Source organism: Micrococcus luteus (assembly GCF_022664405.1).
GTDB classification, from domain to species: Bacteria; Actinomycetota; Actinomycetes; order Actinomycetales; family Micrococcaceae; genus Micrococcus; species Micrococcus luteus.
Genome location: NZ_JAKRLB010000021.1, coordinates 1 through 26,621 on the forward strand (window position 1 = coordinate 1; position 26,621 = coordinate 26,621).

The 26,621-nt window shown below is 73.1% G+C and carries 24 protein-coding genes, 1 pseudogene and 1 riboswitch; of the genes and pseudogenes, 11 read left to right on the plus strand and 14 right to left on the minus strand.

All coding sequences use genetic code 11. The features are described 5' to 3' along the window. Positions 1-119, plus strand: a pseudogene (locus tag MF605_RS09595) (IS30 family transposase); the annotation flags it as partial. A 56-nt stretch (positions 120-175) separates the two neighbouring features. Here the strand turns inward: MF605_RS09595 and MF605_RS09600 are convergent. Then, on the minus strand, positions 176-1,123 hold the full coding sequence (locus tag MF605_RS09600) for a PaaI family thioesterase (RefSeq protein WP_134415971.1): 948 nt from the start codon (positions 1,121-1,123) through the stop codon (positions 176-178). 165 nt (positions 1,124-1,288) lie between these two features. Here MF605_RS09600 and MF605_RS09605 point away from each other — a divergent pair, with 165 nt between their 5' ends. Beyond that, positions 1,289-2,422, plus strand: a complete 1,134-nt coding sequence (locus tag MF605_RS09605) for an acyl-CoA dehydrogenase family protein (RefSeq protein WP_134415969.1) — start codon at positions 1,289-1,291, stop codon at positions 2,420-2,422. 88 nt (positions 2,423-2,510) lie between these two features. On the opposite strand, the gene MF605_RS09610 is transcribed toward MF605_RS09605, so the two are convergent. From MF605_RS09610 to MF605_RS09625, 4 genes are read right to left on the minus strand one after another with little or no spacing between them, the layout of a single operon-like run. Then, on the minus strand, positions 2,511-3,698 hold the full coding sequence (locus MF605_RS09610; protein ID WP_134415967.1) for an enoyl-CoA hydratase/isomerase family protein: 1,188 nt from the start codon (positions 3,696-3,698) through the stop codon (positions 2,511-2,513). Then, entirely contained in the window at positions 3,695-4,492 is a 798-nt protein-coding gene (locus tag MF605_RS09615; protein ID WP_134415966.1) for an enoyl-CoA hydratase, read from the minus strand. The genes MF605_RS09610 and MF605_RS09615 overlap by 4 nt, the downstream gene beginning before the upstream one ends. Next, positions 4,489-5,406 (minus strand): 3-hydroxyisobutyrate dehydrogenase, encoded by a 918-nt coding sequence (mmsB, locus tag MF605_RS09620; RefSeq protein WP_041102792.1) that lies wholly within the window; start codon positions 5,404-5,406, stop codon positions 4,489-4,491. The genes MF605_RS09615 and mmsB overlap by 4 nt, the downstream gene beginning before the upstream one ends. Positions 5,407-5,440: 34 nt before the next feature. Next, the gene (locus MF605_RS09625; RefSeq protein WP_078025385.1) at positions 5,441-6,967 is read right to left on the minus strand and encodes a CoA-acylating methylmalonate-semialdehyde dehydrogenase; all 1,527 of its coding nucleotides are present in this window, start codon (positions 6,965-6,967) and stop codon (positions 5,441-5,443) included. Between the two features lie 180 nt (positions 6,968-7,147). Between MF605_RS09625 and MF605_RS09630 the strand changes: the two genes are divergently transcribed. Continuing rightward, positions 7,148-7,921: an SDR family NAD(P)-dependent oxidoreductase gene (locus tag MF605_RS09630; protein WP_134415964.1), complete on the plus strand. Its 774-nt coding sequence runs from the start codon at positions 7,148-7,150 to the stop codon at positions 7,919-7,921. A 28-nt stretch (positions 7,922-7,949) separates the two neighbouring features. Here the strand turns inward: MF605_RS09630 and MF605_RS09635 are convergent, their stop codons facing one another. Together MF605_RS09635 and MF605_RS09640 are read right to left on the minus strand one after the other, a co-directional pair. Continuing rightward, entirely contained in the window at positions 7,950-8,507 is a 558-nt protein-coding gene (locus MF605_RS09635; protein WP_078025383.1) for a MarR family winged helix-turn-helix transcriptional regulator, read from the minus strand. A 78-nt stretch (positions 8,508-8,585) separates the two neighbouring features. Then, positions 8,586-10,367: an AMP-binding protein gene (locus MF605_RS09640; RefSeq protein ID WP_078025382.1), complete on the minus strand. Its 1,782-nt coding sequence runs from the start codon at positions 10,365-10,367 to the stop codon at positions 8,586-8,588. Between the two features lie 150 nt (positions 10,368-10,517). Here MF605_RS09640 and MF605_RS09645 point away from each other — a divergent pair, with 150 nt between their 5' ends. Continuing rightward, complete coding sequence (locus MF605_RS09645) at positions 10,518-11,726, plus strand: acyl-CoA dehydrogenase family protein (protein ID WP_078025381.1); 1,209 nt, start codon at positions 10,518-10,520, stop codon at positions 11,724-11,726. Here MF605_RS09645 and MF605_RS09650 read toward each other — a convergent pair. The 3 genes from MF605_RS09650 to MF605_RS09660 form a co-directional block, all read right to left on the minus strand. Continuing rightward, a complete protein-coding gene (locus tag MF605_RS09650; protein WP_020624812.1) occupies positions 11,701-12,441 on the minus strand; it encodes a YoaK family protein in 741 nt (246 codons plus the stop codon). The two genes, MF605_RS09645 and MF605_RS09650, sit on opposite strands and share 26 nt — an antisense overlap. A gap of 29 nt (positions 12,442-12,470) precedes the next feature. Beyond that, positions 12,471-14,396 (minus strand): metallophosphoesterase family protein, encoded by a 1,926-nt coding sequence (locus tag MF605_RS09655; RefSeq protein ID WP_225348899.1) that lies wholly within the window; start codon positions 14,394-14,396, stop codon positions 12,471-12,473. Positions 14,397-14,607: 211 nt separating this feature from the next. Beyond that, a complete protein-coding gene (locus MF605_RS09660; RefSeq protein WP_020624813.1) occupies positions 14,608-14,979 on the minus strand; it encodes an ectoine synthase in 372 nt (123 codons plus the stop codon). Between the two features lie 201 nt (positions 14,980-15,180). Next, a riboswitch (glycine riboswitch) is annotated at positions 15,181-15,297 on the plus strand. 161 nt (positions 15,298-15,458) lie between these two features. Here MF605_RS09660 and gcvP point away from each other — a divergent pair. From gcvP to MF605_RS09675, 3 genes are all read left to right on the plus strand, one after another. Beyond that, positions 15,459-18,395 carry an aminomethyl-transferring glycine dehydrogenase gene (gcvP, locus tag MF605_RS09665; RefSeq protein WP_134415962.1) on the plus strand — a complete coding sequence of 979 codons (2,937 nt, stop codon included), beginning with the start codon at positions 15,459-15,461 and terminating at the stop codon, positions 18,393-18,395. 13 nt (positions 18,396-18,408) lie between these two features. Then, complete coding sequence (gcvT, locus tag MF605_RS09670; RefSeq protein ID WP_134415960.1) at positions 18,409-19,575, plus strand: glycine cleavage system aminomethyltransferase GcvT; 1,167 nt, start codon at positions 18,409-18,411, stop codon at positions 19,573-19,575. Between the two features lie 117 nt (positions 19,576-19,692). Then, positions 19,693-20,526 (plus strand): thermonuclease family protein, encoded by an 834-nt coding sequence (locus MF605_RS09675; protein ID WP_134415958.1) that lies wholly within the window; start codon positions 19,693-19,695, stop codon positions 20,524-20,526. 11 nt (positions 20,527-20,537) lie between these two features. Here MF605_RS09675 and MF605_RS09680 read toward each other — a convergent pair whose 3' ends face one another. After that, a complete protein-coding gene (locus tag MF605_RS09680; protein WP_100056586.1) occupies positions 20,538-21,221 on the minus strand; it encodes a response regulator in 684 nt (227 codons plus the stop codon). 151 nt (positions 21,222-21,372) lie between these two features. On the opposite strand from MF605_RS09680, the gene MF605_RS09685 reads away from it, so the two are divergent. Both MF605_RS09685 and MF605_RS09690 read left to right on the plus strand, forming a co-directional pair. Continuing rightward, positions 21,373-21,546, plus strand: coding sequence for a hypothetical protein (locus MF605_RS09685; RefSeq protein WP_166795239.1), 174 nt, complete (start codon positions 21,373-21,375; stop codon positions 21,544-21,546). A 21-nt stretch (positions 21,547-21,567) separates the two neighbouring features. Then, positions 21,568-22,827: a sensor histidine kinase gene (locus MF605_RS09690; protein ID WP_101967249.1), complete on the plus strand. Its 1,260-nt coding sequence runs from the start codon at positions 21,568-21,570 to the stop codon at positions 22,825-22,827. Positions 22,828-23,076: 249 nt separating this feature from the next. Here the strand turns inward: MF605_RS09690 and MF605_RS09695 are convergent, their stop codons facing one another. The 3 genes from MF605_RS09695 to MF605_RS09705 form a co-directional block, all read right to left on the minus strand. Continuing rightward, the gene (locus tag MF605_RS09695) at positions 23,077-23,562 is read right to left on the minus strand and encodes a hypothetical protein (protein ID WP_020624818.1); all 486 of its coding nucleotides are present in this window, start codon (positions 23,560-23,562) and stop codon (positions 23,077-23,079) included. Positions 23,563-23,652: 90 nt separating this feature from the next. Further along, positions 23,653-24,708 (minus strand): hypothetical protein, encoded by a 1,056-nt coding sequence (locus tag MF605_RS09700; RefSeq protein ID WP_020624819.1) that lies wholly within the window; start codon positions 24,706-24,708, stop codon positions 23,653-23,655. 56 nt (positions 24,709-24,764) lie between these two features. Next, complete coding sequence (locus tag MF605_RS09705) at positions 24,765-25,610, minus strand: hydroxymethylpyrimidine/phosphomethylpyrimidine kinase (protein WP_020624820.1); 846 nt, start codon at positions 25,608-25,610, stop codon at positions 24,765-24,767. Between the two features lie 131 nt (positions 25,611-25,741). On the opposite strand from MF605_RS09705, the gene MF605_RS09710 reads away from it, so the two are divergent. After that, complete coding sequence (locus MF605_RS09710) at positions 25,742-26,206, plus strand: DUF4126 domain-containing protein (protein ID WP_044659066.1); 465 nt, start codon at positions 25,742-25,744, stop codon at positions 26,204-26,206. Then, positions 26,203-26,526, plus strand: coding sequence for a putative quinol monooxygenase (locus tag MF605_RS09715; RefSeq protein ID WP_010079505.1), 324 nt, complete (start codon positions 26,203-26,205; stop codon positions 26,524-26,526). The genes MF605_RS09710 and MF605_RS09715 overlap by 4 nt, the downstream gene beginning before the upstream one ends. Positions 26,527-26,621 lie beyond the last annotated feature (95 nt).

The window sequence follows — 26,621 nt, forward strand, 5'->3', positions numbered from 1 at the left end:
CAGTCGCGTACACGCTGAACAACAGGCCCAGGAAGGTCCTGGACTGGAAGACTCCCGCGGAGGTCTTCGCCGAGCAGCTACGCTCGCTCTCAACGCACGGTGTTGCAACGACCGGTTGAACCCGCCGGGCCTCTCTCACGTTCGAAAGCGCTCGGGCGCTCGGGCGTGCGGGGCGTCAGCTCCGGGCAGCTCGGAAGGTGACCTGCACCTGGACCATCGGCTTGTCGGCCACGGGGACGCCGTCGGCGCCGACCGGCACGAGGTCCACGTCCACGAGGCGCAGGGACCGGCCGGCGTGCCGCACCCGCGTGAGGGCGACCATCTCGCCGTGGCCCGGGCGCACGAACACCACGCGCACGGCCTGGACGTCGTAGCGCTCGCGGTCCGGCATGGCCGCCTGCGCGGCGGTGACCGCCCGCAGCGTCATGGCCCCGCCGTGGACGGCGCCCGACGGGTTGGCCAGCTCCGGCTTCGGGGCGAAGCGGGCGCCCGCGGTCGCCGCGGCGTCGACGGCGGGGCGCACGTCCGGATCGGCCGTCGGCAACGACTCGGGGCGGGCGGCCAGCAGCCCCGGCATGGGCACGCGGGTCTCGGCCCCGCGGGGCAGCCGCCCGGCGGCGACGAACTCGGCCATCCGCTCCGGCGCTCCGGCCGGCACCGACTGGAACCAGCCGGTCGCCTCGACCACGCGACGCCCGTCCGCGTCCTCGAGCCACGCGCGGGCCACGCCGCCGGCAGCATCCCAGGCCAGCGGGCGGGTCCAGCACTCCAGCAGCGGGCCGTCCTCGTCCCCGGCCGTGACGGCCGCCGCGTCGAAGGCGGGCAGCGGGCCGAGCACGTTGACCTGCAGCTCGGTGGTGACCACGGTCTCGATGTCCCGGGCCGCGTGGTGCACGGCCACCGCGGTGGCGTTGTCCATGATCACGGTGGCCGCCGCGCCGGTGGGCCGGCCGTCCAGGTCGAGGCACCACGGGCCGACCTCGAACGCGGCCGGGTTGAGGGCGCCGTTCCGCTCGGTCATCAGCGCGTGGCGGCGGATGCCGAACAGCTGTTCCGTGCGGCCGGAGGGGTGGGAGCGGGGGCCGGTGGGCGAGTCCGCGGTGGGGCTGGTGGTGGTCTGCACGGGGAGCACGCTAGCCCACGGCCCGGCGGCGACACGGCTGATCATTGGATGTCCTATTATCGTGGTGACGACAGTCACACCCTGTCGCCGCCCGCGGTGTCACCCCCGCACCACCCCGTCGTGGACCGCCCGCGCGGCCGGCCCGAGCCCCAGGAGGACGAACCCATGTTCCCCATCACCGACGACCAGAAGGCCCTGGTCGACGCCGTCCGCGACTTCACCGAGCAGCGCGTCGCCCCGCACGCCCTCGACTGGGACGCCGAGAAGCATTTCCCGGTGGACGTCCTCGCCGAGGCCGGCGAGCTCGGCCTGGGCGGCATCTACGTGGGGGAGGAGCACGGCGGCACCGGCCTGGAGCGCACGGACGCGATCCTGATCTTCGAGGAACTCGCCAAGGCGGACCCGGCCTTCGCCGCCTACATCTCCATCCACAACATGGTCGCGTGGATGATCGACTCCTTCGGCACCGACGAGCAGCGGGCCCGCTGGATCCCCGACCTCGCGAGCATGGAGCACCTGGCCAGCTACTGCCTCACCGAGCCCGGCGCCGGCTCGGACGCGGCCGCGCTGAAGACTCGCGCCGTCCGCGACGGCGACCACTACGTCCTCAACGGTGTCAAGCAGTTCATCTCCGGCGCCGGCGCGTCCGACTGCTACGTGGTGATGTGCCGCACCGCGGACACGGGCGCCCGGGGGATCTCCGCCGTCGTGGTCCACAAGGACACCCCCGGCCTGTCCTTCGGCCCCAACGAGAAGAAGATGGGCTGGCACACCCAGCCCACGCGCCAGGTGATCTTCGAGGACGTCCGCGTGCCCGTGGCCGACCGCCTCGGCGAGGAGGGCGACGGCTTCCGCATCGCCATGAAGGGCCTCAACGGCGGCCGCCTGAACATCGGCGCCTGCTCGATCGGCGGCGGCCTGGCCGCCCTGGACAAGGCCACCCGCTACCTCAAGGAGCGCAGCGCGTTCGGCGAGCCGCTCACCACCAAGCAGGCCCTCGTGTTCGAGCTCGCGGACATGTCCGTGAAGCTGGAGACCGCCCACACGATGCTCATGCGCGCCGCGGACGCCCTGGACCGCAACGACCCGGACACCGTGCGCCTGTGCGCCATGGCCAAGCTCGTGGCCACCGAGTCCGGCTACGAGGCCGCCGACACCGCCCTGCAGCTGCACGGCGGCTACGGCTACCTGCACGAGTACGGCGTGGAGAAGCTCGTCCGGGACCTGCGCGTGCACCGGATCCTCGAGGGCTCCAACGAGATCATGCGCATGATCGTGGGCCGCGGCCTGATCGGCTGACGTCGGGGGCCCCGCCCGGTCGCCCCACACAGCACGGCGCCCCGCGGTCACCACTCGTGACCACGGGGCGCCGTCCGTCGGGGCGGGCTCAGCCGAGCTGCAGCGGGTCCACCCCGGACACGGGCTCGAAGTGCCCGGCCACGTCCTCGGCCGAGACGTCCTCGAGCCGGGCCGGGCTCCACGTCGGATCCTTGTCCTTGTCCACGAGCAGCGCGCGGATGCCCTCGGCCATGTCCGGCTCGCGCATCAGGTGGGTGCCGATCGTGAACTCCTGGCGCAGCGCGTCGGCCACGGTCAGGTCCGCCCCGCGCGCGGCCAGCCGGCGCTGGGCCTCGTGGGCCACGGCGACGGCGGTCGGGGACTTGGTGCGGATGGCCTCGGCGGCCTGCCCCGCGGCCTCGGCGTGCTCCCCGCCAGCGGCGGCGCGCTCGTCCAGGGCGGCGAGGACCTCGGCGGCCGTCTCCCGGTCGTAGGCGTCCTCGATCCACTCCCGGCCGGCCACCAGCGCGGAGGCGGGCCGTGCGTCCTCGGCCACCGCGAACCGGGCCAGCGCCTCGTCGGCGGCGGCGAAGGCGGCCTCGTCGCGCGCGCCCGCGTCCGCGGCCGGGCCGAGGGCGCCGAACGCCGCGGCGAGGGCCTGCTCGAGCTCGTCCAGCCGGGCGGACTCCACGAAGATGTCCGCCAGGCCCAGGGCCACCGCGTCGGAACCGGAGGCGTGCGCCGAGGTCGCGGCCAGGTGCCGGCCCGCCTGGAAGGGCGCGCGGGCGAGGTGGAACGAGCCGCCGACGTCGGGGGTGAACCCGATCGCCGTCTCGGGCATGCCGGCGCGGGTCCGCTCGGTGGCCACGCGGTGCGAGCCGTGCGCGGACACGCCCATGCCGCCGCCCAGGACGACCCCGTCCATGAAGGCCACGTACGGCTTGGGGTAGGCCGCGATGCGCTCGTTCATCGCGTACTCGTCGCGGAAGAACTCCTCGGCCTCCGCGAACCGCCCGGCCAGGAGGGAGGAGCGCAGGGAGACGACGTCGCCGCCGGCGCACAGCCCCTTCTCGCCGGCACCGCGGATCAGCACGCCGCGCACCGCCGGGTCGGCGGCCCACGCCACGAGGGCCGCGTCGATCGCCCGGACCATGTCCTGCGTCAGCGCGTTCAGGGCGCGCGGGCGGTTCAGCGTGATGCGGCCGAGGCCGTCGCGGACCTCGAGGAGCACCTCGCCCGCCGCGCCCTCCTGTGCGGCCGCGGGGGCCGTCGTCGCGGTGGTCTGCGCGTCGCTCATCGGTGCCGCCACCCCGCCTCGCGCTTGGCCGTGAACGCGTCCATGCCCTCCTTCTGGTCCGCCGTGGCGAACGCGGCGTGGAACACGCGGCGCTCGAAGGCGATGCCCTGGGCGAGCGTGGTCTCGAACGCGGCGTTGACGGCCTCCTTGGCCATCCAGGAGGCCGGCTTGGACTTGGACGCGATGGTCGCGGCCACCTCCAGCGCCTCCTCGAGGGCCTTCTCGTCGGCCACCACGCGGGAGACGAGCCCGATGCGCTCGGCCTCCTCGGCCCCGATCATGCGGCCGGTGAGGATCATGTCCATGGCCTTCGCCTTGCCCACGGCGCGGGTCAGGCGCTGGGAGCCGCCCATGCCGGGGATGACGCCGAGGTTGATCTCGGGCTGGCCGAACTTCGCGCCCTCGCCGGCCACGAGCACATCGGCCATCATGGCCAGCTCGCAGCCGCCGCCGAGGGCGTAGCCGGTCACGCACGCCACGATGGGGGTGCGGGCACGGGTGAGCCCGTCCCAGCCGGCGAACCAGTCGGCCGCGTACATCTCGGAGAACTCCTTGGTGGCCATCTCCTTGATGTCCGCGCCGGCGGCGAACGCCTTGGGGGAGCCGGAGAGCAGGATCGCCCCGATCTCCGGGTCGGTGTCCAGCTCCTGCACCGCCGCGACGACGGCACGCATCGTCGCCTCGTTCAGCGCATTCAGGGCCTTCGGCCGGTTCAGGCGGATGTGGCCGACCCGGCCCTGCCGCTCCACGATGATCGGCGACTCGGCGCCGTCCGGGGTGGTCTGCTCGCTCATGCCTCGCTCCTGTCCGTGTGTGATGCTCGGATGTCCTCGATGATGCCGGAAAAGTCGCGGGCGGCGCCTTCTCCGGCGGCGTACTCGGCGTATTTGGCCTGCGCGAGGCGCCCCAGGTCGGCCGCCACGCCCTGCTCGTCCAGGGCCGCGAGCGCGAGCCCGAGGTCCTTGGCCATCAGGGCGCCGGCGAAGCCGGGCTGGAAGTCCCGGTTCGCGGGGGAGCCGGGGACGGGGCCAGGCACCGGGCAGTTGGTGGTCAGGGACCAGCACTGCCCGGAGGCCTTGCTCATCACGTCATACAGGGCCTGGTGCTGCAGGCCCAGGCGCTCGCCCAGGACGAAGGCCTCGGCGACGGCGATCTGCGTGACCCCCAGCACCATGTTGTTGCAGATCTTCGCGGCCTGGCCCAGGCCGGCGGCCCCGCAGTGCACGATCCGCGCGCCCATGACCTCGAGCAGCGGCAGCACCTCGGCGTACACCTCGTCCGAGGCGCCCACCATGAAGGCGAGGGTGCCGGCCTCGGCACCCACCTGGCCGCCCGAGACCGGCGCGTCGGCCGCCCGCATGCCCGCCGCCTCCGCCGCCGCGGCCGCCTCGCGAGCCTCGGCGACGTCGATGGTCGAGCAGTCCAAGAACACGGTGCCGGGCCGGGCGGCGGCGAGCAGGCCGCCGTCGCCGTCCTCACCCCGGTAGACGTCCAGCACCAGGCGTCCGTGGGGGAGCATGGTCAGCACGACGTCGGCCTCCGCGGCCGCCGCGGCCGTGTCCGTGACGGTCTCGACGCCGGCCGCACGGGCCTTCTCGAGGGCCTCGGGGACGAGGTCGAAGCCGAGCACGCGGTGACCCGCGGCGGCGAGGTTGGCGGCCATGGGGCCGCCCATGTGGCCGAGGCCGAGGAACAGAACGGTGGTCATGGGGTCCTCCTGGTCGGGACGGGCTGCGGGGCGGTCACGAGCCGGCCGGCATCACGAAGCTGGCGCCCTCGCGCACGCCGGAGGGCCAGCGCGTGGTGACGGTCTTCGTCTTGGTGTAGAACTTCAGCCCGTCCGTGCCGTGCTGGTTCAGGTCGCCGAAGCCGGAGGCCTTCCAGCCGCCGAAGGTGTAGTAGGCGATCGGCACGGGGATCGGCACGTTCACGCCGACCATGCCGGTGTCCACGCGGGTGGAGAAGTCGCGGGCGGCGTCGCCGTCGCGGGTGAAGATGGCCACGCCGTTGCCGAACTCGTGCTCGTTCACGAGCGTGAGCGCCTCCTCGTAGTCCTTCGCGCGGACCACGGAGAGCACCGGGCCGAAGATCTCCTCGCGGTAGATGCTCATCTCCGGGGTGACGCGGTCGAACAGGGTGGCGCCCACGTAGAAGCCGTCCTCGTGGCCCTCGACGACGACGCCCCGGCCGTCCTCGACCAGGTCGGCGCCCGCCTCGACGCCGGCCGCGATGTAGCCCTCGATGCGCTCCTTCGCGTCCTTCGAGACGACGGGGCCGAAGTCCGAGGACGCCTCGAGCGACGGGCCGACCCTGAGGTCCTTCACGCGCTCGCGGAGCAGCGCGATCAGGCGGTCGGCGGTCTCCTCGCCGACCGGGACGGCCACGGAGATCGCCATGCAGCGCTCGCCGGCGGAGCCGAAGGCGGCGCCGACCAGGGCGTCGGCGGTCATCTCGAGGTCCGCGTCCGGCATGACCACGGCGTGGTTCTTGGCCCCGCCGAAGCACTGCGCGCGCTTGCCCATGCGGCCGGCGTGGGCGTAGATGGACTGCGCGATCGGGGTGGAGCCGACGAAGCCGACGGCCTTGACGCGCGGGTCCTCGATGAGCGCGTCCACGGCGGCCTTGTCGCCGTGCACCACGTTGAGGGCGCCGGCGGGCATGCCGGCCTCGAGGGCCAGCTCGGCCAGGCGCACCGGGACGGAGGGGTCGCGCTCGGAGGGCTTGAGGACGAAGGCGTTGCCCGCCGCCAGGGCGATGCCGGCCTTCCACAGCGGGATCATCGCCGGGAAGTTGAAGGGCGTGATGCCCACGGCCACGCCGAGCGGCTGGCGCATGGAGTGCACGTCGATGCCGGTGCCCGCGTCGGCGGTGAACTCACCCTTGAGCAGGTGCGGGGCGCCCGCGGCGAACTCCACGACCTCGATGCCGCGCTGGATGTCGCCCTTGGCGTCCGGGAAGGTCTTGCCGTGCTCCTGGGCGAGCACGGTGGCCAGCTCGTCCATGTTCTCGTTGATCAGGTCGACCCAGCGCAGCAGGATGCGGCCGCGGCGCTGCGGATTCAGCGTCGACCACGCGGCGAAGCCCTCCTCGGCGGAGGCCAGGGCGGCGTCGATCTCCTCGGCGGAGGCCAGCGGCACGCGGCCCGCCACCCTGCCCGTGGCCGGGTGGTAGACGTCGCTGTGCCGGCCGGAGGCGCCCTCGCGCCGCTCGCCGTGCACGAAGTGGGGGATCACGGGGGCGGTCTCGGTGGGCGCGGTCTTCTCGGACATGGGGGCTCCTCGCGGGTCCAGGCGGAAGGGCGGACGTCGTTGGGCGCCGCCCACGGCGGGCATGGCAGGCCCGGCCGTGCGTGTGATCTGGGTTACTCATCCGCTAATCTAGGATGAGAACGTAGGACATGCAACTATCGAACTCGGGGGGTATCCCGAGGAGGAAGGGAGGGTCCGTCCATGGACCTGTCGAACCAGAGCGCGATCGTCACCGGCGGGGCCTCGGGCCTCGGCCACGCCACCGCCCGCCGCCTGGCCGACGCGGGCGCCGCCGTCGTGGTGGTGGACCTGCCGGACCGCGAGCGCGAGACCGTCCGCGCGGACGCCGTGGCTGCCCTCGGCCCCCGCGCGCGCTTCGTGACGGGCGACGTCACCGCCGAGGACACCGCCCGCGAGGCCGTGGCCGCCGCGCTGGAGGCCGGGCCGCTGCGGGTGCTGGTCAACTGCGCCGGCGTGGCGACGCCGGGCAAGCTCGTGGGTCGCGACGGACCGCTGTCCGCCGAGGTGCTCAGTCGGGTCCTGGCGATCAACACGGTCGGCACCGTGGCGATGATGGCCCAGGCCGCCGCCGCGATGAAGGCGCAGGAGCCGCTCGGCGAGGACCGCGGCGTCATCGTCAACACCGCCTCCGTGGCGGCCTACGACGGGCAGATCGGCCAGATCGCGTACTCCGCCTCCAAGGGCGCCGTGGTCGCGCTGACCCTGCCCGCGGCCCGCGAGCTCGCCTCCTCGCAGATCCGCGTGGTCACGATCGCCCCCGGCCTCATGGAGACGCCCATGATGGCCGGCCTGCCCGAGGCCGCCCGCGAGGCGCTGTCCACCAAGACCCCGCATCCGGCCCGCCTCGGCCGGCCCGAGGACTACGCGCTGCTCGTCGAGCAGATCGTGTCCAACCCGTTCCTCAACGGCGAGGTCATCCGGCTCGACGGCGCCGTGCGCCTCGAGCCCCGCTGAGCCGCGCGGCCGGAGGCCGCGGAGAGCGTCAGGAGGAGGTGTGCTCCGCCGTCGCGGGCGCGCCGGCGTCGGGGCCGTCGACCTGGAAGTCGCCGGCCTCGGCGCGGAACCGGCCGAGGACGTCGATGAGGGTGTCCACGTCCGCCGGGCCGAAGCCGGAACGGCCGAAGACCTCGGCGTTGAGCGTCTCCGTGGCGGCGACGGCGACGCGCCGGCCCTCGTCCGTGAGGGCGAGCACGAGCGCGCGGCGGTCCGACTCGTGGGGGGTGCGCTCCACCAGCCCGGCGGCCTCGAGCCGGTCCACCGCATTGGTCACCGAGGTGGGGTGGACCTGCAGGAGCGCGGACGCCTTGGACATCCGCATCCGGTTCTCGCGCGAGAAGTTCAGCAGCGCCAGCAGCTCGTACCGCGCGAAGGTGAGCCCGTAGGGCTTGAGCGCGGCCTGCGCCCGACCCAGCAGGATCTGCTGGGCCCGCATGATCGAGGTGATGGCGGCCATCGGGCGGGCGACGTCACCCCATCCGTGACGCTCCCAGTTCCGGGCGGCCTCCCGGATGGGGTCCTGGGCGAGGGGTGGCTTCTTCATGGCGCTCCAGACTAGCGGCGCACCGGGGGTCCCCCGCCACCGCCGGACACGGACGGGGCGGTGGCGGGGAACGGCCGGTCAGCGATGCAGGTCCAGGTCCTCCTCCCGGAACTCGGTGCCGTAGCCGTCCGGGGCGGCGCCCGTCTGGGCGCGCTCGACCTCGGCCTTGCGCAGCTCCACGCGGCGGATCTTGCCCGAGATGGTCTTCGGCAGCTCGAGGAACTCGATGCGGCGGATGCGCTTGTACGGGGGCAGCTGGGTGAGCGTGAACTGCAGGATCGCCCGGGCGGTCTCCGCGGTGGGCTCGTGGCCCGGGGCGAGGGTGACGAAGGCCTTCGGCACGGCCAGGCGCAGCTCGTCCGGGGTGGGGACGATCGCGCCCTCCATCACGGCCGGGTGCTTGACCAGCACCGACTCCAGCTCGAACGGGGACACCTTGTAGTCCGAGGACTTGAAGACGTCGTCCGCGCGGCCCACATAGGTCAGCACGCCGTTCTCGTCGCGGCGGGCGATGTCGCCGGTGTGGAAGACGCCGTCGCGGAACACCTCGTCCGTCTTCTCCTGGTTGCCGTAGTAGGACTTCAGCAGGCCCACCGGACGCGGGTCCAGGCGCAGGCAGATCTCGCCCTCCTCGGCCTCCTGGCCCGTGAGCGGGTCGATCAGGGTGACGTCCATGCCGGGCAGCGGGCGGCCCATCGAGCCGATGACGACCTTCTGGCCGGGGGTGTTCGCGACCTGCAGGGTGGTCTCGGTCATGCCGAAGCCGTCGCGGATCGTGGTGCCCCACGCCTTGTGCACCTGGTCGATCACCTCGGCGTTGAGCGGCTCGCCCGCGGAGATGGTCTTGGTCGGCGGGGTCGTCAGCTGCGCCAGGTCCGCCTTGATGAGCATGCGCCACACGGTGGGCGGGGCGCAGAAGCTCGTGACGCCGTAGCGCGCCATGTTGGCCATCAGGGCCGCGGGGTCGAACTTGCGCGCGTTGTGCACGAAGATCGTGGCCTCCGCGATCCACGGGGCGAAGAAGTTGGACCACGCGTGCTTGGCCCAGCCCGGGGAGGCCACGTTGAGGTGCACGTCGCCCGGCTCCAGGCCGATCCAGTAGAGCGTCGTGAGGTGGCCGACCGGGTACGAGGTGTGGGTGTGCTCCACGAGCTTCGGCTTCGAGGTGGTGCCCGAGGTGAAGTAGAAGAGCAGCGTCTCGTCCGCGGGGGTCGGCTCGGCCGGGGCCAGCTCGGTGGCGGCGTCGGCGGCGTCGTCGTAGGAGAGCACGGTGTGGCCGGCGACCTCCGGGGCGCGGCGCGCCGGGCCCTCCGCGAAGACGCCCGGCACGTGCACCAGGTGCAGGCCCTCGCCGACGCCGGCGAACTTGGCCAGGTCCTCGGCGCCGGCCACGGCCCACGCGGCGCCGGCGCGCGTCACGCGGTCCTCGAGGTCCCCGGAGGTCATCTGCGTGGTGGTGGGCACCATGACCACCCGCAGCTTGATGCAGGCGAGCATGAACTCCCACAGCTCCACCTGGTTGTTCAGCATGAGGATGAGGCGGTCGCCGCGGCGCAGGCCCTGCGCGGAGAGCCAGTTCGCCACCCGGTTGGAGGCCGCGGAGAGCTCGGCGAAGGTGCGCTCGGTGCTGCGCCCGTCGTCCTCGGCGATGATCAGCGCCGGCACGTCCGCGCGGGCCGGGTCCTGGGCCAGGCGGTCGAACCAGTCGAAGCCGAAGTTGAAGTGCTCGAAGCGGGGCCACTCGAACTCGGCGCGGGCGCGCTCGTCGTCGGTCTGGCACTCGACCAGCAGGTCGCGGGCCACGCGGAACACCTCCGTCGGCGACGGGGCGGCGACGGCGGTGGGGTCCTGGACGGTCATGGGTCCCTCCTCGGGATGGCTGCTGAACGGATCCTTGGCCGGGGGCCTGTGATCTGGAACACTACTGGCAGACCTGGATAGTAGGAAGTCCTACAGTCGGATTCGCGGCGAAACCGCCCGCCGTCGTCGGACCGCCCCCGAAGGAGAGCCATGACCGCCATCGCCGACCGCCCCGTCCCCGCCCCTGGCGCGCCCGCCGTCACCCCCGGCCTGCCCCACGTGGACCTGCTGCGCCTGCGGGACCGCCTCGAACCGGTCGAGCGTGCCCGGCTCGACGCGATCGAGGACCACCTGCAGACCCGCGTGCGGCCGCACCTGACCCGGTATTGGGACGCCGAGGAGTTCGCGTTCGACCTGCTGCCGGGCCTGGCCGAGCTGGGTCTGGGACGCCTCGTCCTGGACGGCTCGTCCTCGCTGTTCCAGCAGCTCGTGCACGCGGAGATCGCCCGTGTGGACCTGTCCCTGTCCGCCCTCGTGGGCATCCACAACGAGCTCAACCTCGGCATGATCGCCGGCCTGGGCTCAGAGCGTCAGAAGGCCACGTGGCAGGGGCGCCTCGAATCCTTCGACGCCCTGGGCGCGTTCTGCCTCACCGAGCCGGACCACGGCTCGGACATCGCCGGAGGCCTCGCCACCACCGCCACCCGCGACGGCGACGAGTGGGTCATCCGCGGCGCCAAGCGCTGGATCGGGGCCGGCACGATCGCCGACGTCGCGCTCGTCTGGGCACGCGACACCGCCGACGGCGAGATCAAGGGCTTCGTGGTGCCCACCGACACCCCCGGCTACGAGGCCACCAAGATCAGCGGGAAGATGGGCCTGCGGATCATGCAGAACGCGGACATCACCCTGGACGTGCGCCTGCCCGCGGACGCGATCCTGCCCGGCGCCACCACCTTCGCCGCCACCCGCGCCCTGCTGCGCGACTCGCGCATGTGGGTCGGCTGGCAGGGCGTCGGCGCGCAGATGGGCGTGCTGGACGTGCTGCGCTCCTACGCGCTGCGGCGGGAGCAATTCGGCCGCCCGCTGGCCGCGTTCCAGCTGATCCAGGCCCAGATCGCCGAGGTCGCCGGCAACCTCGCCGCGTCCGCCGGCATGATGCTCCAGGTGGACGCCCTGCGGCAGGAGGGGCGGATGGAGATGATGCACGCGGCCATGGCCAAGGCCACCTCGACCCGGCTGGCCCGGTCCTCGGCGGCGCTCGCCCGCGACGCCCTCGGCGGCAACGGCCTGCTCACGGAGCACGAGATCGCCAAGATCATGGGGGACGTGGAGGCCATCTACTCCTACGAGGGCTCCTACGGCATGAACACCCTGATCGTGGGGCGGGCCCTCACCGGCGTCTCGGCCTTCGTGTGAGCCACGCGTCCTGCAGGTCCTGGACCAGCGGGCGGTGGGCGATGAGCAGCAGCACGCCAGCCACCGGGATGACCACCTCGAAGCCCAGCCAGAGGTAACCGGCCGCGCCCGCCACCCCGCCCAGGAAGAACAGGGCCACGAGCAGCGCCAGCAGTCCCACGCGCCGCGGTTCCCCGACGACGGGGGCCGCGGCCCCGGGGCCGTTGCGGTACAGGATCTTGCCGAGCTCGACGCCGATGTCCGTGACCATGCCCGTCACGTGCGTGGTGCGGATCGGCCACGCCCCGATGCGGGTGATCAAGGCGTTCTGCAGGCCCATGGTGAAGCACAGCACGGCCACCACGACCAGCGGCCGGTGCGCATCGCGGACGTGCTCGGCGAGCAGGCCGAACACCAGCATGCCGACGCCCTCGAGCAGGAGGATGTTGGCGTACCGCGACCGGAGGCCGTTGACCCGGCCCCAGTTGAACACCAGCGCGCAGACGACCGCGCCCAGGATGAACATGGCCAGCGCGAGCAGGCCCGTGCCGACCAGACCCGGGGCGTGGAGGACCGCCGCGTCCGCCATGGACGCCACGATCCCCGTCATGTGGGACGTGTACGTGGCCACGGCGACGAAGCCCACGGAGTTGAGGATCCCCGCGATCGCGGTCAGCACCAGGGCCAGGTGGGTGTTGCGGCGCACGGTGCGCTCGGGGGCGCACAGGTTGAGCACCCCGCCACCCTACGACCCGCCCGCGGGGGTCAGCGGCGCGGCTTCGGCACGCCCCGACGGTCGAACCGCACGGTCTGCACGTCGTCGTACGCGCGGCGCTCGGTGCGCACCAGACGGTACTCGTCGTCCAGGATCGGGAACACGTACATCGGCGTGAGCGTCATCTCGGCCTCCCGGCCGCGGCGCTTCAGGTCGATCTGGAGGTGGCCGTAGTGCATGCCGCCGTCCACGAGGTGACGCACGCCGTCCACGTCGGCCCAGGTCTCGGGCTCGTGCGTGTTCGCGGTCCACTCCATGTGCGTGTTGAAGCGCACGGGCTTCCACTGCCCGGACGCGTCCTTCGCATACTGCTCGCCGCGCAGGCCGTCCGCGGCCACGCCCACGTCGTAGGCGTGGAAGCCGACGCCGTCGCCGTCCTCGTCCACCCACGAGCGCTGGAACATCTCGTCGTGGCCCGAAATCACGACGGCGACCCCGTACTTCTCGAACAGTGGCGTGTAGACGCGCATGGCGACGCCGGACTGGTCGTCCGGGAACTCGTGGTTCGGCGGGGTGCCGTGGACGCCCACGGAGTAGGCGGCGTGGTGGAACTCGACGATGACGATGCGGCCGGCGGCGCGGGCGTCGGCGAGCTGGCGCTCGGTCCAGGCCCACTGCTCGTGGCCCGGGTTGAGGACCGGCAGGTCGGCGTCGGCGGGGGTGCTTCCGGGGAAGACCGTGGGGAAGGCGGCCTCGTACTCGGCCTGGGTGAAGGAGCCCTGCGTGTCGGTGGGCATCGTGGCGGCGGTGAAGTTGCGGTCGTCGCCGGAGAAGGGCGCCCCCGAGAGTAGGCCCGCGCCCACGGACTCGTCCGGGACGCCGTTCGTGGAGTCCAGCGTGAGGATGGTCAGCGGCCCGTGGTCCGTGCGGTAGTAGGAGCCGCGGAATCGCGGGTTCTCGCGGTCCGTGCCGGCGCCGGTGCGCTCGAAGTACGCGTGGTACTTGTTGCGCGAGCGGACCACGGGGGAGCGGTCGGCGGCGGTGCCGTAGCCGTCGTTGAGGGCGGCGAAGGTCTCCCAGTTGCCGAGCGAGGTGATGAGCGGAACGCGGGAGGCGATGTCCGAGTGCTCGCCCGCGAAGTGGCGGAAGAACTCGTCCCAGCCCGGCTGATACCCGCCGCCCTGGCCGAGGTCGCCGGCCACGAGAATCAGGTCCGGCGCGACCGCGTCGATGTGGCGGATGTTCTCGCGCAGCGCCACGTCCTGGGTGAGCGGGTACTTCAGCGTGAACTGCCCGTAGCGGGTGGTGGAGCCGAAGGTCTGCTGCCAGACCGAGCCCTCGCCGGGGCGGGGGAGGGAGCCCTCGGTGTAGGGCGTCACCATGCTCAGCTCCCACTCGCGGTTCTCGATGCGGCCGTAGGGCTCGGTCTCCGTGTCCGAGAACGCGATGAGGCGCAGGTCGGACCAGTTCGCGCCGTCGTCGGCCGTCCGGAAGGCCGCGGTGTGGCGCTGCCCGCCCTGCGCGACGGTGTAGCGGTACTCCTTGCCGGCCTTCAGGCCGGTGAGGGAGACGCGGTGCTTGTAGCTGGCCGGGCCGAGCAGCCACGAGCCCTGGGCCAGGCCCTTGATCGACTGGGAGAGTTCCTTCTCCGTGTAGGCCAGGAGCGGCTGGGGCTCGGGGGTGGAGACACGTGTGCCGGCAGGGCGGGTGCGGCCGCCGCGGTGGTTGTTGCCCAGGCCCGGGCCCGAGACGACGACCGTGCCCGGCACGTCCCGCTCCGAGAACCAGACGAGGTCCATCGAGGTCGCCGTAGGCTCCATCAGGTAGGGCAACACGCGGAAGCCGTCCGCGCCGGCGGCGGGGGTGGAGGCGGCGGTGCGGGCGAGGGCCGCGGGCGCCTTGACCGTCACGGTGCCCGCGAAGACGGCGGCGGCCAACGCGCGCAGGCCGGTGCGGCGGGAGAAGGTGGGGTTCACGGGAGGACCTCCGGTCTGACGGTGCGGTGCCGTCCGAGGATCCCCGACGCGGTCGACCGCGGGCCGGCTTCCGGGTGGCCGCCCGGCGACGCCCGGGTGAACCCTCGCCCCACCCTCACGTTTTCGTTGAGGAAACGGCGGTGTGTCGCGGCGCTTTCGTTGCCGAAACGGGAGGCGCCGTCGTCGACGCCTCCCGTCACCGTGCCCGCGCTCAGTAGCTGGAGTAGCCGTCCTCCGACAGGGTGTGCTTCTCGTCGCCGGTGATGGCGGGGTTGAACACCGAGATCAGGTGCATGTCCTCGGTGCCGCCGCGCAGGTCGTGCGGCTCGTGGTCCGGCAGGACGTAGATGACACCCGGCGTGATCTCGTGGACGGTGCCGTCCGGCTCCACCACGGAGCCGTTGCCCGCGATGCAGTAACAGGCCTCCTGGTGGTTGCGGTACTGGAGCTTCGAGGACGATCCGGCGCGCACGATCGTGTGGGCGACGGCGAAGCCCATCTCGTCCTTCGCGGTGATGAGGCGTTCGGAGGTGCCTCCGCCCCACTCGACCTTCTCGACGTCGTTCCGGCTGCGGGTGTACATGGGTGGATCGCTCCCTCGGTCGGCTCCGGGGCGGAGGAACACGTCCGCCCGTCCTCGCCACGATAGGCACGGGCGCGTGGGGCGACTCAACCCCTCCCGGGCGCCCGTTTCATCAACGAAAGCCTTCGACACGCCCCGTCCGGCCCCTCCCGGGCGCCCTGTGACGCGGCCTACACGTGTGGGATACTGACGGCACGCCGCATGCCCCGCGCGGGAGAGCGTCGGCGCGCGTCCTGCCCCGGCCGGCCGCGTGAGCAGGCCGCCGAAGGAGCAAACCCTCCCCGGGAATCTCTCAGGCATCCGTACCGCGTGGGGTCAGGCGCTCTGGAAAGCGTCTCACTCCGCCGCGCCCGCGTCCGGACCGAGACCACCGACGGTGCAAGCCGCCCACCCGGGCGTCGGAAACTCTCAGGTCCATGACAGAGCGGGGAGGAGCAGACCCACGCCGTGACCACGGCAGGATCCCCCGGAGGTACCCCGTGACCAGCCCCCAGACCACCGAGAGCACGACCGCGCTGCCCCACGAGCGCGTCGAGCCCAAGGACACCGCCTCGGCCCCCTTCGTGGCCCGCCACATCGGCCCGCGCCCCGCGGACGTCGAGCACATGCTGCAGACCCTGGGCTACGACTCGCTCGAGGCCCTCGTGGACACCGCCGTCCCCGCCGGCATCCGCCAGCCGAAGCCCCTCGAGCTGCCCGCCCCGCTGACCGAGTCCGCGGTCCTGGAGCAGCTGCGCGAGATCGCCGGCCGCAACGTCATGAAGACCCAGATGATCGGGCAGGGCTTCTCGGACACCGTCACCCCGGGCGTCATCCTCCGCAAGGTGCTGGAGAACCCGGCCTGGTACACGGCCTACACGCCGTACCAGCCGGAGATCTCCCAGGGCCGCCTCGAGGCCCTCCTGAACTACCAGACGATGGTCCAGGACCTCACCGGCCTGGACATCGCCAACGCCTCCCTGCTGGACGAGGCCTCCGCCGCCGCCGAGGCCGTGCTCCTCATGCACCGTGCCAACCGTCGCAGGACCGACGGCGTCACCCTCCTCGACGCGGACCTCTTCCCGCAGACCCTCTCCGTGGTGCGCCTGCGTGCCGAGGCCGTGGGCATCGACGTGCGCGTGGCCGACCTCTCCGCAGGCATCCCGGAGGACGTCCGCGCCGAGGTCGAGGAGAAGGGCCTGTGCGGCGTCGTGCTGCAGCAGCCCGGCGACTCCGGCCGCATCCACGACCACGCCGCCGTCATCGCGCAGGCCAAGGAGGCCGGCGCCCTCGTGACCGTCGCGGCGGACATCCTCTCCCTCGCCCTGATCACCCCGCCCGGGGAGCAGGGCGCGGACATCGCCGTCGGCTCCACGCAGCGCTTCGGCGTGCCCCTGTTCTTCGGCGGCCCCCACGCCGCCTACATGGCCGTGAAGGAGGGCCTGCAGCGCAGCATGCCGGGCCGCCTCGTGGGCGTCTCCCACGACGACGCCGGCAAGCCCGCCTACCGCCTCGCCCTCCAGACGCGCGAACAGCACATCCGGCGCGAGAAGGCCACCTCCAACATCTGCACCGCCCAGGCGCTGCTGGCGATCGTCGCCTCGATGTACGCCGTCTACCACGGCCCCCAGGGCATCGCCCGCATCGCGCGCCACGCCCACGCCCAGGCCGTCCGCCTGGCGGAGGCGCTGCGGGCCGGCGGCGTCGAGGTCGCCGGGGAGCACTTCTTCGACACGATCACCGTCCGCGTGCCCGGCCGGGCCGAGCAGGTCCTGCAGGCCGCCGAGGAGAACGGCGTGAACCTGCGCCTGGTGGACGCGGACACCCTGCGGATCGCGGCCGATGAGACCACCGTCGACGCCGACCTCGTGGCCGTCCTGACGGCGTTCGGCCTGGACGCGGGCTCCCTGCCGGCCTCCGCGCACGAGGGCGCCGTGGCCACCCCGGCCGTGCCGGAGGCGCTGCGCCGCTCCTCCGCGTTCATGACGCACCCGGTGTTCAACACCCACCACTCGGAGACGAAGATGCTGCGCTACCTGCGCCGCCTCTCCGGCTACGACCTGGCGCTGGACCGGACCATGATCCCGCTGGGCTCGTGCACCATGAAGCTCAACGCCACCGCGGAGATGGAGGCCATCTCCTGGCCCGAGTTCTGCTCCATCCACCCGTTCGCGCCCGACCACCAGACCGAGGGCTGGCGGTTCCTGATCGAGGACCTCGAGGCCAAGCTCGCCGAGATCACCGGCTACGCGGGCGTCTCGGTGGCCCCGAACGCCGGCTCGCAGGGCGAGTTCGCGGGCCTGTGGGCCATCCGCCAGTACCACCTGGCCCGCGGTGAGGGTGAGCGGGACATCTGCCTGATCCCGGCCTCCGCCCACGGCACCAACGCGGCCTCGGCCGTGCTGGCGGGGCTGAAGGTCGTCGTCGTCGCCACCGCCGACGACGGCACGATCGACGCCGCCGACCTGGACGCCAAGATCGCGGCGAACGAGGGCCGCATCGCGGCCATCATGATCACCTACCCCTCCACGCACGGCGTCTACGACGCCGACGTCAAGGAGGTCTGCGCCACGGTGCACGCCGCGGGCGGCCAGGTGTACATCGACGGCGCCAACCTCAACGCGCTCGTGGGCCTGGCCCAGCCGGGCGAGTTCGGCGGAGACGTCTCCCACCTGAACCTGCACAAGACGTTCTGCATCCCGCACGGCGGCGGGGGCCCGGGCGTGGGCCCCGTGGCGGTGGGCGAGCACCTGGTGCCGTACCTGCCCTCCCGCGAGGCCCTGATGACCGCGGCCCCGCACGGCTCGGCCGGCGTGCTGCCCATCTCCTGGGCCTACATCCACCTGATGGGCGCCGAGGGCCTGCGCTCCGCCACCGCGCACGCGCTGCTGGGCGCCAACTACATCTCCCGCCGCCTCGCGCCCCTCTACCCGACGCTGTACACGGGCAACGACGGCCTCGTGGCGCACGAGTGCATCCTCGACCTGCGCGAGCTCACGGCCCGCACGGGCGTGACCGCCGAGGACGTGTGCAAGCGCCTCATCGACTACGGGTTCCACGCCCCCACCCTGGCGTTCCCCGTGGCCGGCACGCTCATGGTGGAGCCCACCGAGTCCGAGGACCTCGAGGAGATCGAGCGGTTCATCGAGGCGATGGAGGCCATCCACGCCGAGATCACCGCCGTCACCCCGGAGACCGTGGCGGACTCCGTCCTGCGTCGCGCCCCGCACACCCTCAACGTCCTGATGGCCGACGAGTGGGATCGCCCCTACTCGCGCGCCCAGGCGGGCACGCCGGTGCCGAGCCTGCGGCTGGACAAGTACCTGCCGCCGGTGGGCCGCATCGACGGCGCCTACGGCGATCGCAACCTCGTGTGCTCGTGCCCGCCGCCCGAGGCGTTCGAGGACGCCGTGGCCGACACCGCCGACGAGGACTGAGAGGATCACCCCCATGAGCGATTCGACGCGCAACTCCCCGCTGCACCCGGTCCACGAGGCCGCGGGCGCCACGTTCACGGACTTCGGCGGCTGGAACATGCCCCTGAAGTACGGCTCCGAGCTGGCCGAGCACAAGGCCGTCCGCACCTCCGCCGGCCTGTTCGACCTCTCTCACATGGGCGAGGTCCGGGTCACCGGTCCGGAGGCCGGGGCCATGCTGGACCACGCCCTCTCGAGCGTGCTCTCCACGTTGAAGCCCGGGCGCGCCAAGTACGCGCTGTGCCTGACGGACGCCGGCACCGTCCTGGACGACACGATCGTCTACCGGATGGACGACGGCGAGGCCGGCTCCGAGCCCGACTACCTGGTGGTGCCCAACGCCGGCAACATCGCCGCGGTCCACACCGCCCTGAACCAGCGGGCGTCGGGCTGGGACGCCGTCGTCGAGGACGAGTCCTCGACCACCGCCCTCGTGGCCGTGCAGGGCCCGCAGGCCGAGAGGATCCTCGCCCGGGCCATGCCGGAGGCCGCGGCGCAGCTGGCCGAGCTGAAGTACTACGGCCACCTGACCCTGACCGTGCCCACGGACGCCGGTGACGTCATCGCCGTCGTCGCCCGCACCGGCTACACCGGTGAGGACGGCTTCGAGCTGTTCCTGCCCGCCGCCTCCACCGCCGAGGCCGGCGACCGCGGCTCCGCCGTGTGGAACACGATGCTCTCGGCCGCGGACGAGGCGGGCGTGGAGCTGACGCTGTGCGGGCTCGCCTCGCGGGACTCGCTGCGCCTCGAGGCGGGCATGCCGCTCTACGGCAACGAGCTGGACACCGGGCACCAGCCGCACGCCTCTGGCGTCGGCTTCGCGGTGCCCGCGAGCAAGGAGGCCGACTTCGTCGGACGATCCGCGCTGGTCGGCAGGGACGACGTCGAGGAGGTCCTCGTGGGGCTGCAGGGCGCGGGTCGGCGTGCCGCCCGGCACGGTTACGCCGTGCTGGACGAGTCCGGCGAGCGGGTGGGCGAGGTGACCTCGGGCGCCCCCAGCCCGACCCTCGGACACCCCATCGCCCTGGCCCGTGTCCGCCGCGACGTGGCCGCCGAGGGCACGTCCCTGCAGGTGGACCTGCGCGGCCGCGGCGAGCCGTTCACCGTGGTGGCCACGCCGTTCTACCGCCGGGAGCGCTGAGCCCGACGCAGCCGTCCCTCGGCCCGCCGCTCGGCGGTCCCGGGGCCCTTCGCTAGACTCGGGCTCCGGGCCGTCGTCGCGGCCCCCCGTCCCGCCGTCCACCTGCAGGAAGTCCGCATGACTCACGTCGCCGCCCGTGCCCGGGTCCCCCTGAAGGGGCTGCTGGTCTTCCTCGCCGTCGCCGCCGTCCTGCTCCTGCTGGGCATCGTCACCGTCCTCCGCGGCGTGGCCGCCGACGCCGCCCGCGTGGACATCGTCACCGTGCTGGACGGCAACACCGTGGTGGTGAACCAAGGCGGCACCGAGCGGACCGTGGTCCTCGCCGGCGTCACGAGCGCGGGCCGCAACCCGGAGGGCCTCAAGGTCGGCCCCAACCTCTGCATGGGGGAGGAGTCCTACTCCTGGCTGCGTGATCGGCTCCCGCAGGGGGCGACCGCGAGCATGACCACCTCGGACGAGGGCGCGCCCGAAGGGATGGAGAGCGCGGTCATCTCGATCGGCGGCGGCACCGTCAACGTGGCCATGGCGGAGGCCGGCATGGCCGCCCCCACGGATGTCGCCGTCGGCAAGCGCCTGGCGGAGGAGATCGCCCAGGCCAATCAGGAGGCCGTGGGTCGCGGCGTGGGGCTCTACGACATCGAGGAGCCCTGCACGTACCAGAACCGGCTCTACGAGGCCCAGTTCGCCCTGGAGCAGATCCCGGAGGACGCGGAGGCGTCCCTGACGAAGATCGACGAGCGAGCGGTGGAGTACGCGGCCGGCCTGGACCAGGTGCGCCTGGTGCAGCAGGAGATCCGGGCCCTCGACCCGGAGAACGGCACGTTCGCCGACCTCGCCTACGGGCCGGCCAAGGAGTCGCTCCTGGCCGAGGCGGACCCGGTGGTGGAGCACGGGATGCAAGTCCTGAAGGACCTCAACACGCGGCGCAACGAGATCGCGGCCCGTGGCTGACCCCGCCGCGCTCAGTCCAGGGCGAGGGTGACGAGCCCGAGCTGGGCCGCCCGGATGATCAGCTGGACGCGGTCGCGGACCTCCAGCTTGGCCATGATCCGCGTGAGGTTGGCCTTGACCGTGGACTCGGAGACGAAGAGGTTCGCGGCGATCTCCGGGTTCGACTGACCCCTGGCCAGCAGCCGCAGCACGCCCAGCTCCCGCTCGGTGAGGTCGGAGCCGTCGGGGCTGCCGGGCTGCACCGAGGTGGGGCCCACCGTCGGCCGGTCCCGCTCGATCGAGGCGAGCAGCTTGGTCGCCACGGCGGGGGAGAGCACGGACTCGCCGCGATGGACGGCCTGAATGGCGCCCAGGATGGCCGGCGGCTCCGCGTCCTTGAGGAGGTAGCCGCCCGCTCCGGCGCGCAGGGCCGGCACGAGATAGTCCTCGGACGTGAACGTGGTGATCGCCAGGACCCGGATCGCGGGGTGGGTCTCCTTGATCCGGCGTGTGGCCTCCACCCCGTCCATCAGGGGCATCTGCATGTCCATCAGGACCACGTCCGGCTCGATGGCGGCGCACGCCTCCACGGCTTCGACGCCGTTGGCGACCACACCCACGCAGGTCATGCCGGGGGCAGAGTCGACGAGCACGCGGAGCGCGCCGCTCATGAGCGGCTGGTCGTCGGCGATCAGGATGCGCAGCTCTTCGGACACGCAGGTCAGCGTAACCGGTGCTGTGGCGCATGCCACCTTGTCGGCGTCGGGGCGAGGCCGGGGTGCCCGCCGGCCGTCATCTGCGCCATGCCGCGGCGCGGCCTGTGCGCGGCGTGCACCATTTGTGACGGGCGTCATACATACTGGGGCCATGAAGACTCGCGCTCTCCTCGCTTCCGCTCTCCTTCTCGCCTCCACCCTCGTCGGCGCTCCGGCCGCCGCCGCCTCGGCGGCCTCGGCCGAGGACGACGTCGTCACGCCCCTGGGCCTCTCCAAGGGCACTGCGGAGTGGACCTGTCGCCACTTCGGCATCTGGTGCGACTGACCCCGGGTCGGTCCGCCCCTGATGCCTGATTCGAGCCCATCGATCCCCTCCGTCCGGAGCGGCGCGCCCTCCCGGGCGCGCCGCTCCTCGTCGTGGCGTCAGCCGCGCAGCCTGCGGTGGGGCGCGTTCTGGGCCGCGGCGCCGCTGAGCCGCGTCTATCTCGCCTTCGGGTCGGCCTTCCTGCTCGCCTCGACCGCGTCCGACATCGGTCTTTTCGGCCCGGGCCACGGCGCCATCCCGGTCCTGGACGGGATCGCCATCGCGTCGGCGACCAGCGCCTTCCTCGCCCAGTGGTGGCGCAGCACGGTGGGCTTCGCCCTGCTCCTGCCCGGGGCCGTCGCGACCGTCGTCGGCGGTTCCGAGGTGCTCTTCGCCGTCGTCGCGCCCGTGGTCCTCGGGGCCGTCGCGGCGACCGCCCGTTCCTGGGGGTTCGTCGTCACGGCCGCCGTCCTGGCACTGACCTGGGGCGTCGCCCAGCCGTTCGCGGTGGGTCAGTCGAACGCGACGTGGTTCATCCTGCTGCTCATGTCCATGGGCCTCGGCGGCGGGCTCTTCATCCGCGAGAGCTTGGCCCGGCGGGAGCGGGATCGCCGCCGGGTGTTCGAGGCGGAGGAGCGGGCCCGGCTGGCCGCCGAGGCCGAGCGTCGCTCCCTGGCCCGCGACCTGCACGACGTGGTCGCGCACAACCTCACGATCATCTCGATGCAGGCTCGGACGGCACGCTACCTCGGCGCCCCGGAGGCGGCTCAGGGCGTGCTGGACGTGGTGGGGGACTCCGCGAAGGACGCGCTGCGGGACCTGCGGCGCATGCTCTCCATCCTCCAGGAGGACGGGATCGTGGACCCGAGCGGTGAGCCGGGCGCCGCGGGGGGCGCGGACGGGGCGACGTCCGCGGATCCGGTGCTGTCCGTGGCCCAACTGGCCGAGGAGCTGCGCAGTCTCGGAATGACGGTGGAGACGGACGTCCGCTGCGACCAGAACGCGATGCCGATCTCCGTGCGCTCCACCCTGCACCGGGTGCTCCAGGAGGCCACCACGAACGTCGCCAAGCACGCCGGCGAGGGCGCGCGCGTGTGCATCGAACTCCGCGACGCGGGGCCGGACGTGGTGCTCGAGGTGGAGAACACCGTCACCGAGCGGTCCGGCCCGCCGCAGTGGAACTCCTCCGGTGTGGGCCTGAACTCCATGCGGGATCGCGTGGCCACCTTCGGCGGCACGATCGAGGCCGGGCCGGGGGGCTGGGGGTGGCGGGTGCGCGCGGTGCTCCCCAGGTCCGTCTGACGAGGCCGACGCCGTCGCAGCGGCGGACCAGACCCATGTGACCTGCATCACATCAGGGCCCGAAAGTCTGCACCTTCCGCCACTGTCGGGGGCGCCGTCGTCCCTCCTAGAGTGGGTCATGCCCCATTGAGACGGTGCACAGTGCGAATCACGAGCCGGGATACATGCCTGAGGGGATGCGGGCCCCGGACGCGGTTCCGAGAAGGACGATGGCCATCCGGCCATCGTCCTTTTCGTTGTCGGGCGTGCTCAGGCCGGCTCGGCGGGCGACGGCTCCGGGGTGACCGTGCGGACGAGGGGACGGGCCGCCGTCCGGCCCAGGGCCATGAGCACGGCGGCCGGGAAGCCGATCACCGGGATGAGCATCGGCAGGATGCCCGCAGCGCCCTGCGTGAGCACCACCAGGCCGTAGAGCATGCCGATCAGCGCGTATGCCAGCACGTGGACCCACTGGTTGAGCACGTGCCGGAACGCCCAGTTCACGAGCAGGCACAGCGGCAGCCCCACCACCAGCCCGGCGACCCCGACCACCGTCAGCAGCGGTGTCAGGCTGCCGAAGGCCTGCAGGCCCGGGACCACGGCCAGGATCGCCACCACGGCGGCCATCACGAGGTTGGGCAGCAGCCAGGCCACGAGGAACCCGTTCAGTCCCATGCGCAGCTGCGGGCGGGGGCCGGAACGGGCCGCGCGGCGACGGGCACGGGCGGCGGACGCGACCGGGGCGGGGGTGGTCATGGCGGGAACTCTCCGGGAGGGGGATCGACGACGTCGGGCGGGTCCCCACTGTAGTGGGCCGGGCTGGACGGGCCCCGGGAGAGTTCCCGGTCAGGCGCGCCGGTCGCCGTCCACGTGGAAGGCCAGGTCCTCGACGCCGGGGAAGGACTCGATCTCCTGGAACGCGTCCCAGGCGTCGCTGTCCGCCTCGGCGTCCGCGGGCAGGGTCACCGTCAGGGCGCCGATCTCCCCGTCGATCACCTGCAGGCGCAGCTCGAGCTCGTGTCCTCCGGCGGATCCGGAGGCGAAGCGGCCGCGGACGGGCCAGACGCAGTCGTTCGGCACCGCGCGCCGGACGTCGTCGTCGGTCTGGACGACGAGCGGCACCCAGTCCGGGACCTCGCCGGCTTCACGGATGGCCTCGGCCACCGATGCGACGGTGCGCGCGTGCGGCAGCTGGGAGCGCAGCGCCTCAGCCCCGGGCAGGTCCCGGCCCTCGGCCAGCGCCGGGTCGAGCAGGGTCTCGAGCAGCACGCGCACCTCGACCGGCAGCTCGGCGGTGGCCTCCGGCTCGACCTCGTCGACCGGGTCCTCGTCCAGGCCGGCGGGTCCGGTGACGGCGAGTTCGACGGCGTCGCGGCGGGTCCGGCGGGCGTCCTCGTTGGCCAGCAGCATCGCCAGGGAGGCCGCTGCGGCCAGCGCGACGCGCGGGGCGGGGACGCCGACCCGCTGGAGCCCGCGCACCAGGGCACCGTCGATCCGGTCGTTCAGGCCGGTGGCACGCAGCGTGACCGCCGCGACCGCGCCGCCGACGGCCAGCCCGCCGAGCCCGCGCAGGGCACGCGCGGCGGGGGAGGGGGCCACCTCGCCGTCGGCGATCGCGGCGGTGTGGAGGGCGTTGGCGGTCTCGGCCGCGAGGACCGTGCCGCTGACGGCGGCCTCGAGCTCTGCGAGGGCCCGACGCTCGCGCCCTCGGCGGGCGTGCGGATCCAGCAGGGTGAGCCCGCCGACCGCGGCCGCCGCCGCCAGCCCGTAGAGCCGGCCGCCCGGGGCGAGGGCGCGCTGGCGCAGCGCGGGGAAGACGGCCTCGACGCCGTCGACGGGAACGGACGACGCCGAGTGGTGGACCTCGCCGGGGGCGGAAGGGGCGGGGGAGGGGAGCTTCATGCCCCCAGTGTGGCGCACCGCCCGGCTCAGGACGAGTCAGCGGCCCACGTGCGCGCTCAAGCGGAGCGCAGGCCGCCCTGCCACAGGGCGGCGAACGGCGTGCGGCCCTCCACCGCCTGCGCGATGCCGGCTCGCACGAACTCCTTGGCGCGGCGCGCGGCCTCGAGCGTGGTGGCACCCTTGGCCAACTCGGCGGTGACGGCGGCGGCGAGCGAGCAGCCCGCACCAGAGACGCCGGACTGGCCGATCTTCGGGGCGGAGAGCACCTCCACGGTGTCCCCGTCCACGAACACGTCCACGGCGTCCGGGCCGGGCAGGTGCATCCCGCCCTTGGCCAGGACGGCCGCGCCGGAGATCTCGTGGATGCGCCGAGCGGCCGCCGTCAGGTCCTCGACCGAGCGCACGGTCATGCCGGAGAGCTGCTCCGTCTCGAAGTGGTTCGGGGTGGTGAAGGTGGCCAGCGGCAGCAGCTCGGCCTTGAGCGCCTGGTCCGTGTCCAGGGCGTGGCCCGGCTCCTGGCCCTTGCAGATGAGCACGGGGTCCAGGACCACGTGGTCCCACTCGGCGCGGCGCAGGGCCGCGGCCGAGGTGCGGATGACCTCCGGGGAGCCCTGCATGCCCAGCTTCACGGTGCGCAGCCGCTCCGGGTAGTCGCCCTGGATGGCGTCGAGCTGCTGCTGGAGGATCTCGGTGGGCACGGGGAAGAAGCGGTGGTTCCAGTCGTCCTCCGGGTCGAAGGAGACGATGCAGGTCAGCGCCACGATGCCGAAGACGCCGAGTTCCTGGAACGTCTTGAGGTCGGCCTGGGCGCCGGCGCCGCCGGTGGCCTCGGACCCGGCGATGGTCAGGGCGAGCGCGGGGGCGGAGGCGGAGTGCTGGGGGGAGTGAGCGGTCTGGGGCATGCGCCCATGGTAGGACCGACCCCGGACGGGAAGCGCCCGACGGCCGGCGGTGTTCACCGGGGAACGAGGGTCCTCGGACCCGGAGCGTCCGCCCGGGCGCCCCGAGCGACCCGCGAAGGACGGGGACGGACGTGCTCGAGTTCCTCACCGGCACGGGCCTGGCCACCTCGGCCGGGCTCAACGCCTACATCCCCCTGCTCGCCCTGGGTCTGCTGGACCGGTTCACGGGGCTCGTCGACCTGCCCGCGGGGTGGACGTGGCTCTCCGCCGACGCCTCCCTCTGGATCCTCGGCGCCCTGCTCGCGCTCGAGCTCGTCGCGGACAAGATCCCCGGGGTGGACGCGGTCAACGACGTCGTCCAGACGGTCGTGGGAGCCGACACGGTCACGGTGGGGGCCGCCGCGCCCGTGCTCTCGGCGGCCGAGGACGTCTCGGCGGCCGGCCTCGTCGCGGCCGCGCTGTTCCTGCCGGTGCTGGTCGCCGTGCTGGTGGTCGCCGTCGTCGTGGGCCTGTGGCTGCTGGCCCGGCGGTTCCGCGCGCGGCGGACGCGAGGCCGTGCCGCGGCCGTGCCGGGTGGACCAGAATGGACGGCATGATCCTCATCAACCTGAAGTTCACCGTCCAGCCCGAGCGTGCCGACGAGTGGATGGACGCCGTCGCGAAGTACACCGCGGACGTGCGCTCCGAGCCCGGCAACCTGTTCTTCGAGTGGTACCGCCCGGTGGAAGGCGGCCCGAACGAGTACTTCCTGCTCGAGGGGTTCACGGACGAGGGTGCGCAGGCCCACGTCGCGTCCCCGCACTTCCAGGAGGGCCTGGACGCGATGCGCCCGCTGCTGGCGAGCACGCCCCAGATCATCTCCGAGCAGGTCGGTGCGGAGGGCTTCGGCCCGATGGGCGAGCTGCAGATCGACTGAGCCCGCCCCCGGCCGGAGGAGGCGACGGCGCCCGCGTCACGAGCGTGACGCAGGGCGCCGTCTCTGTATCCGGGGTCACACCCTGGCTACGGTGA

Bases quoted from the DNA above. Each gene is read 5' to 3' on its own strand.
- MF605_RS09700 (WP_020624819.1), bottom strand. From the start codon at position 24,708: ATGAAGCTCCCCTCCCCCGCCCCTTCCGCCCCCGGCGAGGTCCACCAC.
- MF605_RS09685 (WP_166795239.1), top strand. From the start codon at position 21,373: ATGAAGACTCGCGCTCTCCTCGCTTCCGCTCTCCTTCTCGCCTCCACC.
- MF605_RS09690 (WP_101967249.1), top strand. From the start codon at position 21,568: ATGCCTGATTCGAGCCCATCGATCCCCTCCGTCCGGAGCGGCGCGCCC.
- MF605_RS09630 (WP_134415964.1), top strand. From the start codon at position 7,148: ATGGACCTGTCGAACCAGAGCGCGATCGTCACCGGCGGGGCCTCGGGC.
- MF605_RS09675 (WP_134415958.1), top strand. From the start codon at position 19,693: ATGACTCACGTCGCCGCCCGTGCCCGGGTCCCCCTGAAGGGGCTGCTG.
- MF605_RS09635 (WP_078025383.1), bottom strand. From the start codon at position 8,507: ATGAAGAAGCCACCCCTCGCCCAGGACCCCATCCGGGAGGCCGCCCGG.
- MF605_RS09625 (WP_078025385.1), bottom strand. From the start codon at position 6,967: ATGTCCGAGAAGACCGCGCCCACCGAGACCGCCCCCGTGATCCCCCAC.
- gcvT (WP_134415960.1), top strand. From the start codon at position 18,409: ATGAGCGATTCGACGCGCAACTCCCCGCTGCACCCGGTCCACGAGGCC.
- MF605_RS09605 (WP_134415969.1), top strand. From the start codon at position 1,289: ATGTTCCCCATCACCGACGACCAGAAGGCCCTGGTCGACGCCGTCCGC.
- MF605_RS09705 (WP_020624820.1), bottom strand. From the start codon at position 25,610: ATGCCCCAGACCGCTCACTCCCCCCAGCACTCCGCCTCCGCCCCCGCG.
- MF605_RS09640 (WP_078025382.1), bottom strand. From the start codon at position 10,367: ATGACCGTCCAGGACCCCACCGCCGTCGCCGCCCCGTCGCCGACGGAG.
- mmsB (WP_041102792.1), bottom strand. From the start codon at position 5,406: ATGACCACCGTTCTGTTCCTCGGCCTCGGCCACATGGGCGGCCCCATG.
- MF605_RS09715 (WP_010079505.1), top strand. From the start codon at position 26,203: ATGATCCTCATCAACCTGAAGTTCACCGTCCAGCCCGAGCGTGCCGAC.
- MF605_RS09645 (WP_078025381.1), top strand. From the start codon at position 10,518: ATGACCGCCATCGCCGACCGCCCCGTCCCCGCCCCTGGCGCGCCCGCC.
- MF605_RS09695 (WP_020624818.1), bottom strand. From the start codon at position 23,562: ATGACCACCCCCGCCCCGGTCGCGTCCGCCGCCCGTGCCCGTCGCCGC.
- MF605_RS09660 (WP_020624813.1), bottom strand. From the start codon at position 14,979: ATGTACACCCGCAGCCGGAACGACGTCGAGAAGGTCGAGTGGGGCGGA.
- MF605_RS09615 (WP_134415966.1), bottom strand. From the start codon at position 4,492: ATGAGCGAGCAGACCACCCCGGACGGCGCCGAGTCGCCGATCATCGTG.
- MF605_RS09610 (WP_134415967.1), bottom strand. From the start codon at position 3,698: ATGAGCGACGCGCAGACCACCGCGACGACGGCCCCCGCGGCCGCACAG.